This window comes from Paraburkholderia sp. J63, assembly GCF_905220245.1.
In the GTDB taxonomy this organism is placed as follows: domain Bacteria; phylum Pseudomonadota; class Gammaproteobacteria; order Burkholderiales; family Burkholderiaceae; genus Paraburkholderia.
Window position 1 is genome coordinate 126,062 of the sequence record NZ_CAJMZF010000009.1, and the last position, 16,625, is coordinate 142,686.

The 16,625-nt window shown below is 63.4% G+C and carries 15 protein-coding genes; 3 read left to right on the plus strand and 12 right to left on the minus strand.

Going from position 1 to position 16,625, the window contains the following annotated elements:
- Positions 1 to 26: 26 nt before the first annotated feature.
- The gene (locus U5775_RS12620; protein ID WP_322058468.1) at positions 27 to 335 is read left to right on the plus strand and encodes a hypothetical protein; all 309 of its coding nucleotides are present in this window, start codon (positions 27 to 29) and stop codon (positions 333 to 335) included.
- 141 nt (positions 336 to 476) lie between these two features.
- On the opposite strand, the gene U5775_RS12625 is transcribed toward U5775_RS12620, so the two are convergent.
- From U5775_RS12625 to U5775_RS12650, 6 genes are all read right to left on the minus strand, one after another.
- Complete coding sequence (locus U5775_RS12625) at positions 477 to 890, minus strand: hypothetical protein (RefSeq protein ID WP_322058469.1); 414 nt, start codon at positions 888 to 890, stop codon at positions 477 to 479.
- A 42-nt stretch (positions 891 to 932) separates the two neighbouring features.
- Entirely contained in the window at positions 933 to 1,250 is a 318-nt protein-coding gene (locus U5775_RS12630; protein WP_322058470.1) for an XRE family transcriptional regulator, read from the minus strand.
- A 293-nt stretch (positions 1,251 to 1,543) separates the two neighbouring features.
- Positions 1,544 to 1,699: a DUF3717 domain-containing protein gene (locus U5775_RS12635; RefSeq protein WP_322058471.1), complete on the minus strand. Its 156-nt coding sequence runs from the start codon at positions 1,697 to 1,699 to the stop codon at positions 1,544 to 1,546.
- 134 nt (positions 1,700 to 1,833) lie between these two features.
- Positions 1,834 to 2,142, minus strand: a complete 309-nt coding sequence (locus tag U5775_RS12640) for a hypothetical protein (protein WP_322058472.1) — start codon at positions 2,140 to 2,142, stop codon at positions 1,834 to 1,836.
- A gap of 52 nt (positions 2,143 to 2,194) precedes the next feature.
- A complete protein-coding gene (locus tag U5775_RS12645; protein ID WP_322058473.1) occupies positions 2,195 to 3,025 on the minus strand; it encodes a DUF932 domain-containing protein in 831 nt (276 codons plus the stop codon).
- Positions 3,026 to 3,077: 52 nt separating this feature from the next.
- Positions 3,078 to 3,437: an antirestriction protein gene (locus tag U5775_RS12650; RefSeq protein WP_415913562.1), complete on the minus strand. Its 360-nt coding sequence runs from the start codon at positions 3,435 to 3,437 to the stop codon at positions 3,078 to 3,080.
- Between the two features lie 254 nt (positions 3,438 to 3,691).
- Between U5775_RS12650 and U5775_RS12655 the strand changes: the two genes are divergently transcribed.
- Positions 3,692 to 5,740 carry a ParB/RepB/Spo0J family partition protein gene (locus U5775_RS12655; RefSeq protein ID WP_322058475.1) on the plus strand — a complete coding sequence of 683 codons (2,049 nt, stop codon included), beginning with the start codon at positions 3,692 to 3,694 and terminating at the stop codon, positions 5,738 to 5,740.
- 56 nt (positions 5,741 to 5,796) lie between these two features.
- Here U5775_RS12655 and U5775_RS12660 read toward each other — a convergent pair whose 3' ends face one another.
- The 6 genes from U5775_RS12660 to U5775_RS12685 form a co-directional block, all read right to left on the minus strand.
- A complete protein-coding gene (locus tag U5775_RS12660) occupies positions 5,797 to 6,366 on the minus strand; it encodes a hypothetical protein (protein ID WP_322058476.1) in 570 nt (189 codons plus the stop codon).
- A gap of 1,368 nt (positions 6,367 to 7,734) precedes the next feature.
- Positions 7,735 to 8,886, minus strand: a complete 1,152-nt coding sequence (dinB, locus tag U5775_RS12665) for a DNA polymerase IV (RefSeq protein WP_322058477.1) — start codon at positions 8,884 to 8,886, stop codon at positions 7,735 to 7,737.
- 11 nt (positions 8,887 to 8,897) lie between these two features.
- A complete protein-coding gene (locus U5775_RS12670; protein ID WP_322058478.1) occupies positions 8,898 to 12,047 on the minus strand; it encodes an error-prone DNA polymerase in 3,150 nt (1,049 codons plus the stop codon).
- Positions 12,048 to 12,050: 3 nt separating this feature from the next.
- Entirely contained in the window at positions 12,051 to 13,526 is a 1,476-nt protein-coding gene (locus U5775_RS12675) for a DNA polymerase Y family protein (RefSeq protein ID WP_322058479.1), read from the minus strand.
- The gene (gene imuA / locus U5775_RS12680) at positions 13,447 to 14,163 is read right to left on the minus strand and encodes a translesion DNA synthesis-associated protein ImuA (protein WP_322058480.1); all 717 of its coding nucleotides are present in this window, start codon (positions 14,161 to 14,163) and stop codon (positions 13,447 to 13,449) included. The genes U5775_RS12675 and imuA overlap by 80 nt, the downstream gene beginning before the upstream one ends.
- Before the next feature lie 922 nt (positions 14,164 to 15,085).
- The gene (locus U5775_RS12685; RefSeq protein WP_322058481.1) at positions 15,086 to 15,937 is read right to left on the minus strand and encodes a CHAD domain-containing protein; all 852 of its coding nucleotides are present in this window, start codon (positions 15,935 to 15,937) and stop codon (positions 15,086 to 15,088) included.
- Positions 15,938 to 16,101: 164 nt separating this feature from the next.
- Between U5775_RS12685 and U5775_RS12690 the strand changes: the two genes are divergently transcribed.
- Positions 16,102 to 16,329 (plus strand): hypothetical protein, encoded by a 228-nt coding sequence (locus U5775_RS12690; RefSeq protein ID WP_322058482.1) that lies wholly within the window; start codon positions 16,102 to 16,104, stop codon positions 16,327 to 16,329.
- The last annotated feature ends 296 nt before the right edge of the window (positions 16,330 to 16,625 follow it).

Genomic DNA, 16,625 nt, shown 5'->3' on the forward strand with positions numbered 1-16,625 from the left:
CCGCACGTTTCCCGGGCGGCCTTTCAATGATCGTCATCAGACGCCAGACGAACGACCCGGAGCACAAAGAGCACGTCGCGCGTCGTGAATATGCGGCATCCCCGAACGAGGCGACACCGGAAGCGCCGTTCAGCCCGCCGCGTTTGCTAAGTCAGAAGGACTGCGAACGCTGCGCCGGCGAACATTGCCAGCAAACCCAACGGGTCAAACCACGCAAGAAGCAGTTTTTCGAGCGTTGTTTGCCCATAACGAGCAACAAGCAGATTCCAGGCGTGGAGAGAAGAAGCATCCTCATGGCACGCGAGACCACAGATAGAGCGCTGACAGATTCCTGATGCAGTTCGTTCCGGGTGTTGGTACTCAGTCGGATCTCATGTGCTATGTGTGTACCGGCAAGCGCTCGGATAGCACGCAGTAGAGGGGCGAGCGGGTGTTGCCAAACTGGTCGGCGATTCTCTGCCTGTGCATCCGGCGTTTCAATGTGACATCACGGTACCCAGAAGCATCCCGGTCAAAAACGGGCTGAATGCGGATGGGCACTGGCCCGATTGAGACTGCTTGCCGGCCGCATCAAGGCGGTTCGCAATCAGCTCCAGTGCGGCGTTTTGCTCCTGCTGAAGGCCGATTTGAAGCGCAAGCAATTTATCGGCCGGTGTCGGTTCATCGATGCCGACCAGCTTGCAGATCCGCAGGATGTTCCTGTCGAAGCGCTCCCTTTGGAGATCGGGATCACGGAGACTTTCGATGAACCCCGTCATTTGTGAGCGCGAGGGGCGGGTGTTCAGGAATTCCTCGAGCTCCGTCCGCAGGAAAGGGCTATTTCCGCAAAGGGAGCGCGCATGCGTCATCTGGTCGACGGTTGCGCGATCATCGTCTGGCTCTGTCATCATGTTCTCCTTACTCGCCTTCGTGAATCAACGGCTGAGGCCGCATTATCCATCACGTTCTTCGCGCTCTAGCGCTCTTCGGTGCTGCCGCATTTCATCGGCATTGATATCCCAGATCGCGCCGTGACCTGCCGCGTGGCAGAGCAGCGCCCAGGCCGAATAGGGGATATCTGTTTCACCGCTGATCCAGCGCCGGATCTGGCGGCCGGTCTTGTCTGCCAGATCCAGGTAGTCCGCCGCGAGTCTGCCTGTGAATCCGGCCTGGCGAACGATTTCCTGAATTTCGGCGCCGGTCGGTTTTTCCCAGTAAATCGCGGGCTTCAGGCATTCCGGACGAATTTTGACAGATGATTCTTTCTGCATGGCGTTATCCGATTGTTATCCAGCCCCCACGGCTTGCGCCGCGGGGGATACACGCGCCCGACGGGCGCTTGACGACCCCGCCCAGCGGTCCACCCAGGCCCAGCCGGATCGTCGCGCCGCAGCCGCGGCGCGCCGGCGCTCTCCCCGCGCCCGCGGCGCGGGTCCCCGTGCGCCTCGATCCGGGCGCGCGGCGCGCGCGGGACGTGGTGTGATTATCTGACCTCATTGGCTTGCAGTCGGAGGGGGGGCGCGGCGCGTGCCCGGGCGCGCCGGGGTGGCCGGCCACAAGGCTATCACGGCGGCAGCAGGTGCTGGGGATCCAGCGAGACGCGCACCGCGTCCACCTGTTCGGGCGTGAGTCGTGTGACGTCGACAGGCGTTGCGCACTCACAGATCATCAGGCCGTACACGTCGGCGAGCGCGCGCGCCGGCGCGCACAGGCGCGCCATCCTCGGCAGGTGCTTCCTGCGCTCACCAGAAGGTGATGGCCTGTTCGATTTCGGCAATGGTCAAACGGGTAGTCATGAGAGCCTCACACGCCCGCGCCAACCACGCGCGGGCGTCGAATGTCAGTCCGCCACTGCTAGTGCAATTGCCCCGGGTGTTCGATGATGGTCGTGACGGGGGCGTAGGGCGGAACACGATCAAAGTTGGCCAGCGCCGCAAGGGCGATGGCGCGCAATTCTTCGCGATGCATCTCGACCGGATTGCCCTCGCGGTCGAGCATGTCGGCAATGCGCCGGAGCGCATCGGCGGAATGCGCCGCCGCATCTGCGGACAGGGCCATGCGGTGCAATTCGGCGCGCACGATATTTCGGTCTCCGTACTGCCAGACAGCCAGCAACGGCAGCAGGGTGGCGAGCCACGAAGGACGGGTGTTCAGCGTGTCCATGCGATATTCCCCTGGTGGGATGCGCCCCGACCCGAAGGCCGGGGCCATCCGGTTAGCCGCGCAGGCGGCGCAGTTCATCAGCGAGTACCCACAGGGCACGATTCAGGCGGATATTCTGGTCGATGCCGGAGACGGCGCGGGTTGTGGTGGCCCGACCGCTCGCGTTGCGACCGTGCAGCCCGCCGCGAATCATGTTTTCCTGGACACGGTTGAAGGTGGTCCAGAGATCGGGTGCGTGATCTTCCATCCGGCGCGGCGCGAGAAGCTGGCGTTCCGTGACCGGCGCAGGCTTGCTCTCGTCATAACGCAGCGTGAGAGCCGCGCGGGCGAAGGCAACCTGTTCGCCCTCGTCGAGCACCGTCGCGGCCATGCCTTCGCGTTGCTGGGCCGTCTCATCGAAGCTTTTCAGTACCTTGAACGCACCTTCGACAACCTGGCCGATCACATCGCCCTTGTGCGGGATGCGGATATCGCTCAGGTCATTGCCACACACAATCCCGTTCTGACACGCCCAGCGGATCATTCCGGCGATCATCTGATAACTGCTGGCCCCGTTGTGGCTGTTCAACAGGATGACCTCATTCGCTTCCCGCGTGCCCGTGATCTGGTCGGCGTGGCGTAGCCGGAGCATGTGCTTGGTGTATTCGCGCATGTCGTCATTGCGCACACGCGTCTGACAGACCATGAAGGGCTGAAAGCCTTCCTTGCGCAGCGCATCGAGCACATCCACGGTCGGGATGTAGCTGTAACGCGCCGAACGGCTTTCGTGCGGGCAGTGGGCGAGGACCGAAGGCGCGACTTCGGCGATTTCATCGTTCGTCAGCGGGTGATCCGAGCGCAGGACAACGGCATTGCTGCTAAAGCGGCTTGCAAGCGTACTCATGTCTTTTCCCCAATGATGGAGCAGACCCGGCCCGAGGGCCGGGGCCGGTCAGTTAGTCGATGGCGCGCAGGATGTTGGCGGCTTCCACGTGTTGTGTTGCGAACTCGCGCAACTGGTGGAAACGTTCGATGATGGTGTCGTCCTGCGTCTTTTCCGCGAGATGGCAGAGCGCGAAGAGCGTCACGGTGATGCCGAAGGCATCCGAGCCCATCATGTCGCTGTAGCCGTTCAGATGCCAGCGCACGTGCACGCGGCCCATGTTGGCAGGAGCCATGTAAAAGCCGCCATTAGAGAGCGTGAAGTAATGCCACGAGCCATGGGCATAGCTGCTGCACAGGCGTGCGGCCCAGTCATAGACAAGCGATTCGCCAGCAATGTAATGACGACCGAGGTAGCGCGGCAGGACGTTCATACGCAGTTCTTCGGGAACCACGGCCGAACTGGCTTTCAAATCAGGAGTACTCACGATCAATCTCCGGGTTAGAGCCACAGCAGAAGTGCCGGGCTACATCTACATATTAGGTCTAATAGACCTCAATATCAAGGGCTAACTTAAAATATTCCATTTGGATAAATGTAAAAAGACCTTTCTATAACGGTCTATTAGACCTATATTATTCATGTGGCCCGGCGCTTCCGCTGTGGTCCGAACCAGGAGAATGTTCCATGCGAAAGCAAGTCTCTGAAGTCCTCGCGAGCCCCGTCGATGCGGCGCAAATCCAGTATGTTGCGTGGTCGCGTCTGACACCGTCGCCGCTGAATGTACGCAAGAAGGCGACAAGCGGCATTGAAGCCCTGGCCGAAACCATCGCCGAAAAAGGCCTGATCCAAAATCTCGTTGTGCATGAAGTGAAAGGGCGCGCGAAGGTGCCAAAGCTGGGCGTCTGTGCGGGCCAGCGCCGCCTTGCAGGGCTCAATCTGCTGTTTGATCAGGGCCGGATTACACAGGACTACCAGGTGCCGGTATTGATCGTGAGCGAAGGTGAAGCCCTCGCCGCGTCGCTGATCGAAAACCGAGAGCGCGAGGACATGTGCGTCGCGGATGAGGCAGTCGCTTTCGGGCTGCTGGCCGATGAGGGGAAAAGTACCGGACATATTGCGGCGCTTTTCAGCATTCCGGAAGTCGCGGTGCGCCGCGCGCTGAAAATCGCCAGCCTTGCACCCACGTTGCTGGACCTTCTGCGCGACGACAAGCTGGACTACGAGCAGGCGAAGGTGTTGGTTCTGGCCAACGATCATGCGACGCAGGAACGCGTATGGAACGAGGCTATCAACGCGTGGCAGCGCCGCCCCGCCGAATTGCGCGCGGCGATTACGCGCGAGGAAATCGATGCGAGGGACAGCGCCTTGGCGCGGTTCGTTGGCCTGGAAGCCTACGAGGCGGCGGGCGGTCGCGTTCGCCGCGACCTGTTCAGCGACGACGAAAACGCCGGATACATTGAGGATGCCGCATTGCTGCACAGGCTCGCCACGGAGCGCCTGATCGAGCTATCCCAGGCGATCGCAAACGAGGGCTGGCAGTGGACGGAGTGCCGGACGCGCTACGACGCGATGGAAATCATGCGGCATGGGCGTATCGCCTCGACCACGCGCAAGCCGACAAAAGAGGAAAAGGCGGAACTTGCCGAACTGAGCGCCGCGCGCGATGCCGCACAGGCCGAACTTGACGCGTATTACGACGAAGACAGCGACCCCGACGAGGTGCGGGCGGAGCGCCTGGAAGCGGCGGCCACTACCGCGACGTATGCGGCAGACCAGTATGCCGAGCGCTTCGAGACATTCGATCCCGAGGACATGAAGCAGGCCGGGGCGTATGTCTATATCGACGACGATGGTCGGGTCTGCATCGAGCGCGGGTTAGTCCGGCGCGAGGCGACGCCGAACCCGCAGGCAGGCGCACACGCGATCAGTGCGAGCGCTGCCCGCGCGCCGAAGGAGCGGCCCGTGCATGGCGAGAAGCTGTGCAGGCGGTTGACTGCGCACCGCACTGCCGCCGTACAGATTGAGCTTGCGAAGCAGCCGGGCGTGGCGCTGGCCGTGCTGATGCAGCGCATGATTCCGGTTGTGTTCGATGACGTTTACGCGCGCTCGTACATCGACCATGCGGTGATGATTGAACTGCATACGTCGCGCGATGCGCTGGTATCGAATGCGGACGACATGGCCGAAAGCGTGGCCTGGAAGGCACTGGAGGGCGAGCGTGCGAAATGGGCGCGGATGCTGCCCAGGCGCGCCGAAGATCTGCTGCCCTGGCTGCTGGAGCAGGGTGAGGACGTGACGTCGAATCTCTTTGCCTTCTGCGTGGCGGCCACGGTTGACGGCATCAGCAGCGCAGACCGTCCGCACGCCGTGAACGAGGTAGCCAACACGCTGGCCGTGGACCTCTCGCGTTACTGGAAGCCGACGCGCGACGGTTATTTTGCGCACGTGGCGAAAGACCGAATCGCGGCGGTGGTGGGCGAGAGCGTCTCGCCGCAGGTGGCGGGCGAACTGCGCAGCATGAAGAAGGATGACGCGGCGGCGGCGGCAGAGCTTCGCATGACGGACTCGGGGTGGTTGCCGGAAGTGCTGCGCAATCGCGAAGTACCGGAGCGCATCACGTACGGATACCGCGAGGATGACGACGAAGAGGACGAAGCCGACTGCGAGGCCGATGTTGACGAAGTGTCAGAGACTCAAGCGGGTTCGGGCGACGACGACGACGAGGCACACTGAGCGGGGTTGCCCCTGAGATTTGACGTCTGTTACGCGTCGCATCACAACAACCCCGCTCAGGCGGGGTTGTTTTTTTCAGGTGGCACCGGGTCAAACGGGTTAGGCCACAGGCTTTTGACCACGGCATCCGCGCGTGCGTTGCGCTGCTCACGCGTCAGCAGCCGTTTTTGCTCGCGGGTCAGGTCGGCGGTGAGCCAGTCATCGGGGAGCCGTGCACCGACCGGCGCAACCGGGCGACGTTCGCGCACAACGGGCGGTGCGCTCGCCGCTTCCGGAGCGGGTCTGGCGTTGCCAGCCGCTGGCGTGCGGGCTGCTGCCGGGCTCGGCGCGTTCTCCGCGCGGTGGGCTGCCGGTCCAGTGTCCGGGTGTGACACGCGGGGGGGCCGGAGCACGATGCCGCGCTCGCGCCGCAGTCTTTTAAGGGTCAGAGCGAAAGTCTGGTACGTGAAGACGAGGCCGGTCTCGGCCAGGTTCTGAATGATCGCGGCGTACCGGACGCCTGCGCGAATGGCGCGCTCGACGCTATCGAACACGTCGCGAAGCTGGGCGGTCTTGGACCGGCCATCCAATGCCGCCGACAGGGCATCGAGGCGTTGTGCGCGTTGCGCGGCGATTTGGGCGTCCATTTGTGCGCTCGCGGGAGAGGAAACGGCGTCAGTATGCCGCGAATGATCGAAAGATGCACCATTGGCGCTCAATCTGTGATCCTTCATGCTCTGAGAACGATCCAGAAATGATCCAAACGCGATTCATTCTGATCCAGGCATGACCTATCGTTGGGCGGTCGGCTTAAAGCCGAGGCACGACGTATATGTAGACGGGAATGCTGACGCATTCCCGTCTACATATACCGTGCTCCAAGGGGATGCCCCTTGGAGAACCCGGCCGGCTCCGCCAGGCGGGGCAACACCGTGCGAAGCACGGTGTTGCGGGTATCCCACGCGCGCGCCTCCTGTACCAGATAGAACGTCGGGCACCTGTGCTGATCGGGGCACATTGCTGGGGCGCCGTCACGCGACGGTGTGGTGTGGGACACTCAACCGGCGCATGCATCGCGCTGCCACGGCGAGTGCCACTGAAGTCGACACGTGTCGTAAAGTGCGTTGTTGTCGCAACCATCACGATCACGTCGCCGTTCTGAGACCGATTACATGCCCAGTTCCGTTGTTGTCCCGCTCTCAGCCGCCTTGACTGAAGCCGGACAGATGCCGTTACCCGCATACCGCACGTTTCGCCCGAGGGTAATTGCGTCGGAGGCCGTCCAGCACCGAATCGAGGAAGCATGGATGGGCGATGAGTGAGATGATCCGCGCGCCGACCATGACTTCGGACGCGATGGTTCATCGGGCCTCACGCGACCTCACATCGCCTTGGCTGGCCTCGTGAGTGTGCTGCCGCAAGCAAGACGACAGCATGGTCCAGGGGCTTGCGCCACACTTCGGCCCCTGATGTTTTCACCCGGGGAAAATGCATGTCCAGCCAAAAGCCGAAATTCCGGACTATCACAATCGATGCGGCAAGGGCCCTGCGCGCCTGAGATTTCATCGGCGACTTCAACCTCGTAAGTCTCAAACCGAGATGCGGCGTTTTCCTGATGGAGATTGGTGGCGGCTTCGTGGGGCTTCTTCCGCCCGAGCCTCTTGAGGGTGCCTATTACTTTTGCGTCGGCAGACACGGCGATAGAGGCGTTGATCGCGGTTGGCTTTGAAGTCAAGCGATTCGGGCAATGGCGCCCCAATCCTGTTCACATGGAGCGTCTGCACGCTGATACGCGGACGCTGCTCCGGCAAAGTGTGGACACGCTGGGAAAATTGAGGCCTGGCGAAGAACCGGACTGATGCGGTGTTGGTGCGCACTTGTCTGGGCTATTGCGGCAAGCCTCTATTGTCGCTGTACTGCAGATCGCGCAGTGCCAAGTCGGAAAGCTGTGACGGTCGATACCGGTCTGCCAGCCCGTCGCGCTTACGTGTCCTTCTCGACTGCCGCGGCCGGCGTCAGCAATCGAAGGGCAACAGGCCCTGAGCTGGAACGGCGAGTGATTTGCTTTCGATGGTACGTTCGAGGGCGCTGACGCGCACACCGATGAGCCGGATCCGGCGGTCGAGCAGCACACGCTTCAGGCATGCACCTGCGGCGCGCCTGATTGAGGCGACGTCGGCCACTGCTTCGGGTAACGACAGGTCACGCGTCACGACCTTGAAGTCCGCAAACTTGATCTTCACGCCAACGGTACGTCCAGTGTAGCCCTTTCGCACAAGGTCGCATGCAACCCGCTCGCAAAGCGTCGTCAGCGCGGGCGTCAGGACGGCGCGGTCTTTGAGCACGTGCATGTCACGCTCGAACGTCGTTTCGCGGCTCATCGACTTCGGCTCCGACGAGACCACGACGGCACGCTCGTCGAGGCCGCGTGCGATCCGTGCAAGCCACGTTGCGTACGTGCGCCCGAAGTGCTCCTGCAACAAACCCAAATCCGCCGCCGCTAGCTCGCCGACCGTGTGGATGCCGATACTGCCCAGCCGTTCGCTCGCCCTGGGCCCGATACCATTCACCTTTTTCGCGGCCAGAGGCCAGATACGCGACTCCAGATCGGCCATCACCAGGATCGTGAGCCCGTCGGGCTTGTCGAGCTCCGAGCCGATTTTCGCCAGCAGCTTGTTCGGCGCGATCGCGATGGAGCAGGTGAGGCCTGTCGCCTGCCGCACGGCCGCCTTGATCCGGCTTCCAAGCTCGCGTGACTCTCCCTCCAGATCAGTTAGGTCTACATATATCTCGTCGATCCCACGGTCTTCAATGCAATCAGTGAACGTGCGCACCGCGTCCTTGAAGAGTCGCGAGTAGCGCCGGTAGGAGTCGAAATCCGTCGGCAGGAGAATGGCATCAGGGGCGAGTTGCGCAGCCTTCATCATGCCCATGGCAGAAAACACACCGAGCGCGCGCGCCTCGTAGGTGGATGTCGTCACCACGCCGCGGCCGACGTAGTCACGAAGCCGCGCAAACCGGCGCGTGCCGTCAGGCAGCGTCTCCGGCACGGCATTGCGGCCGCCACCGATCACCACGGGCTGGCCGCGCAGCTCCGGGTAGCGCAGCAACTCGACGGACGCGTAGAACGCATCCATATCGAGGTGGGCAATACGCCGGATGTTCATCGTCGTTCCCTTCAATGGAAATTGCGACTAACGGTCTGCAGCTGTCCAAGCAGGCCACTCACGTCCACGAGCCGGTTTGCGACGAGGTGCCTGACTTCGCCTTCGCGTTGCCAGACGCCGTAGACGGCCAGCAACGAGGAGCCCAACGCCTCGCGCCGGTATTTTTCGAGTATGGACTCCCACACGATGATGTTGGTGGTCCCGGTCTCGTCTTCGAGCGTCATGAACATCACGCCGTTGGCGGTACCCGGGCGCTGGCGCACGGTGACGATGCCGCAGGCCCGCGCGAGCTGGCCATTACGATAGAGCATGAGGTCTGCCGAAGGCACGAGTCGCATCCTCGCGAGTTTGGGCCGCAGCAGGGCGAGGGGATGCCGGCCCAGTGTGAGGCCTGTCGAGCGGTAATCGCTCACGATCTCCTGGCCTTCAGTCATTGGCGCGAGCACCGGGGTGGCGTCGTCGTCGGTGGCGCCACGCAGCAGGTCGCGGTCCGGCACTGCCGCGACCGCCTGCCAGAGCGCTGCGCGCCGGTCGCCCGCGAGCGAGCACAGTGCGTTGGCGGCAGCGAGCACTTCGAGATCGCGACGGTCGAGCTGCGCACGGCGCGCCAGGTCCGACACATCGCGAAATGGTCGCACCGCGCGCGCCATCTCGATGCGTGCGGCCGCCTCCTCTTTCATGCCGCGGATCAGCGACATGCCCAGCCGCAGGGGATCGTGCGTTGTCGGACCTTCGATCGTCGAATCCGAGTTGCTTACGGTCACATCCACCGGTAGCACGCGTACGCCGTGGCGCTTTGCATCCTGGACGAGCTGGCTCGGCGAATAGAACCCCATCGGCTGGGAGTTGAGCAGCGCACAGGCGAACACGGTCGGTTCATGGCACTTGAGCCATGCGCTCGCATACACCATCAATGCAAAGCTCGCGGCGTGACTTTCCGGAAAGCCGTATTCACCGAAGCCCTGGATCTGCGCGAAGATCTGCTCGGCGAACTCGCGATCGTAGCCGCGCTCGAGCATGCCGTTCACAATGCGGTCGTAGTAGACGCTGAGGCCCCCCTTGCGGCGCCACGCCGCCATGGCGCGCCGCAGCTGGTCCGCTTCGCCGGCCGAGAAGCCGGCCGCGAGCATCGCGACCTGCATCACCTGCTCTTGGAAAATGGGCACGCCGAGCGTGCGCGCAAGCGCCTGTTCCATCTGCGGGCTCGGGAATGTCACCGGTTCGAGGCCCTGCCTGCGCCTGAGGTACGGATGCACCATGCCGCCTTGCACCGGGCCCGGCCGCACGATCGCCACCTCGATCACGAGGTCGTAAAACTGGCGCGGCTGCAGTCGGGGCAACATGCTCATCTGCGCACGCGATTCGATCTGGAACACGCCCACCGTGTCCGCACGGCAGATCATTGCGTAGGTGTCCGGATCTTCGGCGGGAATGTCCTGCAGTTCAAATACCTCGCCGCGCTTGTCCGAGATTAGGTCGAGCGCACGGCGGACCGCCGACAGCATGCCGAGTGCCAGCACATCTATCTTCAATAATCCCAGAGACTCGAGATCGTCCTTATCCCATTCAATGACAGACCGGTCAACCATCGCCGCATTCTCGATCGGCACGAGTCGCGAAAGCTTGCCGCGGCTGATTACGAACCCGCCGCTGTGCTGCGAGAGGTGTCGGGGAAAACCGAGGAGGAGGGCGGCGAAGTGCGCCCATTGGATGATGAGAGGCGCCTCCGGGTCAAGCCCGGCTTCCGAGAACCGGCCGAGCAGATCCTGTTTCGAGTCGAACCAGTGATGGGCCTTCGCCACCTTGTCCACGATCGCGGGATCGACACCGAGCGCCTTGCCTGCCTCGCGCAGTGCGCTGCGGGGGCGATAGGTCGTCACGGCCGCGGCGAGTGCCGCGCGGTCGCGGCCGTACTTTCGATAGATGTACTGGACGACCTCCTCGCGCCGCTGGTGCTCGAAGTCAACATCGATGTCGGGCGGCTCGGCTCTTTCGCGCGAAATAAAGCGTTCGAAGAGCATCGACGAGCGCGCCGGATCCACTTCCGTCACGCCCAGGCAATAACAGACTGCGGAATTCGCGGCCGAGCCGCGTCCCTGACAGAGGATGCCTTCGTTGCGAGCAAAACGGACCAGGTCGTGCACCGTGAGGAAATACTGCTCGTACTTCAGGTCGGCGATCAGCGCGAGCTCGTGCTCGATCTGCGCGTGGACCTTGTGGGGAATGCCCGCCGGCCAGCGGCGGTGCGCGCCGATCCAGGTCTCCTGTCGAAGATACGATTCGGGCGTGAAGCCGTCGGGCACGAGTTCATCCGGGTATTCGTAGCGCAGCTCGTCCAGCGAAAAGGTGCAGCGCCGGGCGATCGCCACGGTCTCGGCGAGCGCGCGGGCAGGATAGAGGTTGGCCAGGCGCAGGCGCGAGCGCAGATGCTGTTCGGCATTCGGCGCGAGGTCGTAGCCGCACTCGGCAACCGGCCGTCCCAGGCGGATGGCGGTCAGCACATCCTGCAGGGGCTTGCGCGAGCGCACGTGCATGACCGGCGCGCCGGTGGCGACGACGGGCACGCCATGACGCGCGGCCACCTGTTCGATCACGCCGCGGTGGATGTCATCCATCGCCCGCGCATGAAGCGTCAGCGCGACCCATGCACGTTCACCGAATGTGTCAGCGAACCACGCCATCTGGGCATCGAGGCGCGCCTCGTCAGCCGGATAGTCGGGGCTCAGGATCGCGATGCAGTCCGGCAATCCCCTCAGATGCGCCTGCACCGGATCCGGGTGGTCCAGGTCGCGCGCGGCCAGCCGGTAGTTGCCCTTGTCCGCCCGCATGCGCCCGAGCGTGATCAGCTCGCTCAGGTTGCCGTAGCCCTCGCGCGTCATCGCCAGCGCAATGATGCGCAACGCGGGCGACCCGTCGGCATTGGTGAGACCGAATTCCGACCCGACGATCAGGGGTATCGCTGCCTTCTTTGCCTCGACATGCGCGCGAACGACACCGGCCAGCGAGCACTCGTCGGTGATGGCGATCGCGGCATAGCCAAGCTGCGCCGCGCGCGCGGCGAGATCGTCCGCATGGGACGCCCCGCGGAGAAAGGAGAAGTTGGAGGCGCACTGCAGTTCAGCATAGTCCGGCAGTGCCCCGAACGCGGGCAGGGTTGCCATGGCCTAGCCGAACAACCCATGAAGAAACCACCGGGGTTCGCGTTCATCCCGGCTTCCGACGCGCTCCCGGTATATCCAGTAGTGCAGATGGTTTTCCGCCTCGGCGACGAAGTAGTCGCGCGTGACGACAGCCCCGTCCTGCCAGCCGCATTCGATGCGCTCACCCGGCGAGACGATGCGCAGCGGTGTTCCGTAGAACGGCCGGTGCCCACGCATGATGAGCTGGACGGGTGCGTCGAGCAGCCAGGCCGGCCGGGGCAGATCGCGGGGCGGTTCTTGGCGGGCGCGCGGCGTTTCCCCCGACGTTGGCACCCATTGCGCGGCGACCTCCGGACGATAGTCCGCCACCGGGCCAGGACGCAGCACGTTCTGTGCACCCAGTCGCGCGACCAGCAGTTCCATCAACCGTGCGTGATCCTGGGGTGAGCCACCCGGCTCCGGAAACAGCGAATCGCTGGGCGCTTCAGCCTCCCGGACATCCTTCGCCTCAAGGCGCAGGGCGATGACCGGTGCCGCGAGCTCGACGCGCGCGAGCCGCTCCTTCAGCAGTCGCACGAGATGCTCTTCATGCCACGTCGGCTCACCCAGCGCCACCTCGAGCTCCGTCGGGGCAATCGCATCGCGGCCGCGCTCGTGTTCCAGCAGCAGGACAAAGCGGGCGACGGCGAGCTGGCGTGCCGCAAGCCAGCCGGTCATCTGGAGCGTCAGCCGCCGCGCAGCGAACAGTGCGGCCTCCACATGCTCGATCCGGTCCGGCAGCTCGACGCGTGCATCGAACGCGGGCGGCAAGGCAAGCCACTCGTGGACCTCGGGTGCCGCACCCGTCGCGCGGTCGAGCGCGTCCAGGAGGGCCGTGCCGCAGCGCTTTTTGAGCCCCGCGCGTGGCAAACGCATCACGTCCGCCATCGTGGTACAGCCGAGTCCGTCAAACCATTCGGCGTACCGCCTTGCCGCCGGCAGGGCGCTCACGGGCACACGGGCAAGCGCGCGACGCTGCGAGCACTCGCTGAGCGCCACGCCGCCGCCTGTGCGCGCGAGCAGCCACGCCGCTTCAGCCGTCGCGGCGATCGATGTCACGCAGGTCACGCCAAAGTCGGCAATCGCGCGGCGAATACGCTGTCGCAGCGCGTGCAGGCCGCCAAATAGCCGCACGCTTGCGGTCACATCGGCCAGCACGACGTTTTCGTCTGCCATCACAACGTTGGGGGTGAACTGGAGCAGCGCGAAAGCCACCCCCTGCATCGTCATCTGTTCGCGCGCCGTGTCGCGCTCGCGGATATGCGCGTGCGGCGCGAGCGTGAGCACGCCGCCGCGGCGCATGCCCTCGACCACGCCCAGCGAACGCGCTCCGGCATCCATATCCAGCACACGACCCTTGTCCAGCACAACGGTACCGGCCTCAGACGCTGGCATGTGCCAGGTCGGGCAAAAACTCTCGATGGGCAGGCGCGGCAGATGAACGCCGATCCAGTGGTGCATGGCGATTCAGAAGGACTGGAGAAGGTGACAGCGGGACGAAGACGGGATCGTCCCGATGAGGGCCGCGACGTTTGACGAAGGAAATGTTCACGCCGCCCGGTGTGGGTGCCAGCGCGATCCGTAACGGCGCGGGTGAGGTCGCGCTTGCCGCCGCCATCGGACGAAACAGGAAAAAAAGCGTCCCGGCGCGCTGTGCCGCGAGGTGCAACCGGCGCAGCGCATCGGGATGGATCTGGGATTGCCAGAAAAGCACGGCGCCCGCTGTGCCAGCACGCAGGATCTGCTCTGCCGCCCAGAGTGCGTCGGCGGTGGAGGCGGGTTTCAGGACATGGATGTTTTCCTGTTTCAGCCCCCACCAGGTCAGCGCCGCCGGCTGAAGCCGATGCGGTGGCTGCACCGCAAACACGGGCCGTTGGGCGATCGCCGCAAGCGCTGGCTGCAGGAGCCGGAGTTCGCCGCAACCCGGCTGGGGCAGCATCACCTCGGTCAGGGCACCGGTGGGCCAGCCGCGTCCAGGCAGCTCGGCGTCGAGCGAACCGTGGCCACTGGTGATTGCCCGCCCGCGGGCGACGGCCAGCTGCGAGGCGAACCAGAGGTCCGGGTGAATCGCCTCCGCGCGCACGTTCAGTTGACCCATCACGCCCCCCAAAAAAACACTGTACATTTATACAGTATCATACTGGCGCGCTGGCAATCTGTCACGAAGCCTTGAGGCACTTGCGCAGATAAGGGAAAACCCTTAAAATGGTTTCTGTCTCCTCCATGTCTCCACGATATGGATTCAGCCCGCCCATACTGGCGGGCTTTTTATTTTGGGGCGGCGCAAGCGGTGGCGTGGCATCAACGGCGAGACGACGGCTCTCCGGCCATGGTGGTCTGGGTGGGTGTACCCGCGGACGCCTTGTGGTGCGGGCAGACGTACTGCTGCTTGAGCCGCGAGCCGTCGCGATGAAAACGTTGATCGCCGGGACCAAAAGAAATGGCCAGTGAAGCAGCGTACGCACGGCATCAGCGCGTCAGATTGGCGATAACGTTCCGGCAAGCGACTCGCCGGCGCCGGCGTCGGCACTGCGGCCCGCTGGGAAGGAGCTAGATGCGCGGGATCGTGACAGGCAGGCAAGTGTCCCGCCTCGGTGGCGTGAAGGTCCCGTGCCCGGAGAGTATTGCCGCGCAACTGGCCACGCAGGCAACCCGTCCGCCGGCGGGCGCCGGCTGGATCTACCAGGTGAAATTCAAGTAGGCACCGCGTCTCGCGTTGCCTTCCAGAGACTTGCCTGGCAAGGCTGCCTCAAAGGCGTGTTGCCTTCGGATTTGCCGGGTGTTGCGTCTGCACGATCGTTGCCGATCGCTAGCCGCCCGGCGTACTCGACAGCGACACCACGGTCGGAAGTCGCTAGCCGACCCCAGGCGGTCATCGCTGTTCACGAAGGGCCCCCGACTGCTCGTGTCATGACGGCCACTGACGTACGGTACGTGTCGATTAAAGTGCCCACAGAACTCTCTGCACGGCCACATCTGACAGGCCTGCTTTGCCAGGAGTGCGCCCGTTGCTGGCAGACCTATTTCCAGTGCTTGCGCAATAAGGCCGCAGCGGCCCGCAAGCGTCGCTCACGCTCCCTCTTGAACCATTTCAGTGTTCTTTCCGGCTCGCCTAAAGCGGCAAGCAACGGGGCGTTGTCGCGCAAAAGCTTTTCGCTCGCAACGACGTCATTCAGGGCGCCGAATCGCTTCTGGATTTTCTTGAGACGGTTCAACGTTTTGCGATGGCCAGCGGACAGTACCGGCCCGAAAAGCTCCAGGAGATAGCGAGCCTTCTTTCCAGCCTTTCTGACATCATGAAAAGCTGAAACGTCTGATCTTTTGGCCTTTGCGGCGCGCCTCGCGCGTTTGCGCAACTGCTTTTCAGACGCTGCGACGCGGCCTTCCGAGAAAACCTGAAGTGGGTGTCGGTTCTCTCTCGCGACCAGCGCTCCCGAGGCCTGCGAGAGTGCCTCAAGCAGTAGCGTCTTCATTTCAGGATTCGAAAACACTTCGCTGCCAGCTTCGAGTGCCGCCTGTCGGGCATCTGTTATTTCAGGTGGAAGCGCATCTCCGCCTTTCTGTTGAAGCTTGAGCAGCGCAATCAGAACGTCATAATCACGCGCCTTGCCAGCTGAATCGGCGAGTGACCTGAAGAGCTCGCGCTGCCGGGTATTCTCCCCCACGTCGAGCAAGGGGCGGTACGACCACCATAACGATCGCAGGCGGCGCATCGTGATGCGTAACTGATGGAGCCCTTCAGCGGAAGGGGCGGTGGCGATTCCCTTCGCCTGCTCGATTGCCTCGTCGACAATGGGCGACGCAATGTCCGAAAACGCCGCCTCGGCGCATGGTTCGTGTCGCTCGCGTTTGTCCATTTTCCCGTTGCCCATCCGCCCTCCCGCACTCTGTCCAACGACTCATAACATGCGTCACGACGCCACGATCGAAATGATCAGCGGAGCGTCCTTCAATATAGCGTGACCATCTGGTTTGCCGGCCATTGACGGAATTGCGGTGGTTGGCTACGTTGAGGTTTTTCGCGCAGGACTCCGGCATGAGCCCTCAAGCTTACGAATCCCTGAATCCCGTAGACGCCCTTGTCGACGGGGTCAGGCACAACGGCACGTATCGGGTGATGACCGGTTCGGTCATCGTCTATTACGAAGGCGAGGTCAAATTCGCCTCGGTAGGGATGGATCGACCTGAACTGGTCGCGAAGTGGCTACTGAGTGACCTCGTCCGGCGCGCAGAGTCGAGCAGGCGAAAGCGCCCGCTCAATTGAGAGTGTCAGTGCTCTCGTATTGTTCAACAGTGCGGCGCGCGTTTTCGACATGCGGGCGACGGATTGCGGTGCGAAGCTGACGCCTGAACGTCCAGATGATTGTCTCCCTGTGGCAAGTTCCCGGCGTCAGTTCGTGGGTGCGGGTGGTTAAACTTCGCCCAATAGAGCCGACCCGAGGAGCGCGCTATTCGAGATCAAGCTGCGGCAGGTCCGCGAGCGTTCGGCGCGATGCTGCGGATGCATCGTTGAAGGGGGAGTCGATCGTGTACGGCGATTTTTGCTGGGGAATCGGGCGC

Bases quoted from the DNA above. Each gene is read 5' to 3' on its own strand.
- U5775_RS12690 (WP_322058482.1), top strand. From the start codon at position 16,102: ATGAGCCCTCAAGCTTACGAATCCCTGAATCCCGTAGACGCCCTTGTC.
- U5775_RS12670 (WP_322058478.1), bottom strand. From the start codon at position 12,047: ATGGCAACCCTGCCCGCGTTCGGGGCACTGCCGGACTATGCTGAACTG.
- U5775_RS12650 (WP_415913562.1), bottom strand. From the start codon at position 3,437: ATGAACGTCCTGCCGCGCTACCTCGGTCGTCATTACATTGCTGGCGAA.
- dinB (WP_322058477.1), bottom strand. From the start codon at position 8,886: ATGAACATCCGGCGTATTGCCCACCTCGATATGGATGCGTTCTACGCG.
- U5775_RS12635 (WP_322058471.1), bottom strand. From the start codon at position 1,699: ATGGCGCGCCTGTGCGCGCCGGCGCGCGCGCTCGCCGACGTGTACGGC.
- U5775_RS12625 (WP_322058469.1), bottom strand. From the start codon at position 890: ATGATGACAGAGCCAGACGATGATCGCGCAACCGTCGACCAGATGACG.
- U5775_RS12630 (WP_322058470.1), bottom strand. From the start codon at position 1,250: ATGCAGAAAGAATCATCTGTCAAAATTCGTCCGGAATGCCTGAAGCCC.
- U5775_RS12620 (WP_322058468.1), top strand. From the start codon at position 27: ATGATCGTCATCAGACGCCAGACGAACGACCCGGAGCACAAAGAGCAC.
- U5775_RS12660 (WP_322058476.1), bottom strand. From the start codon at position 6,366: ATGGACGCCCAAATCGCCGCGCAACGCGCACAACGCCTCGATGCCCTG.
- U5775_RS12685 (WP_322058481.1), bottom strand. From the start codon at position 15,937: ATGGGCAACGGGAAAATGGACAAACGCGAGCGACACGAACCATGCGCC.
- U5775_RS12645 (WP_322058473.1), bottom strand. From the start codon at position 3,025: ATGAGTACGCTTGCAAGCCGCTTTAGCAGCAATGCCGTTGTCCTGCGC.
- imuA (WP_322058480.1), bottom strand. From the start codon at position 14,163: ATGGGTCAACTGAACGTGCGCGCGGAGGCGATTCACCCGGACCTCTGG.
- U5775_RS12640 (WP_322058472.1), bottom strand. From the start codon at position 2,142: ATGGACACGCTGAACACCCGTCCTTCGTGGCTCGCCACCCTGCTGCCG.
- U5775_RS12655 (WP_322058475.1), top strand. From the start codon at position 3,692: ATGCGAAAGCAAGTCTCTGAAGTCCTCGCGAGCCCCGTCGATGCGGCG.
- U5775_RS12675 (WP_322058479.1), bottom strand. From the start codon at position 13,526: ATGCACCACTGGATCGGCGTTCATCTGCCGCGCCTGCCCATCGAGAGT.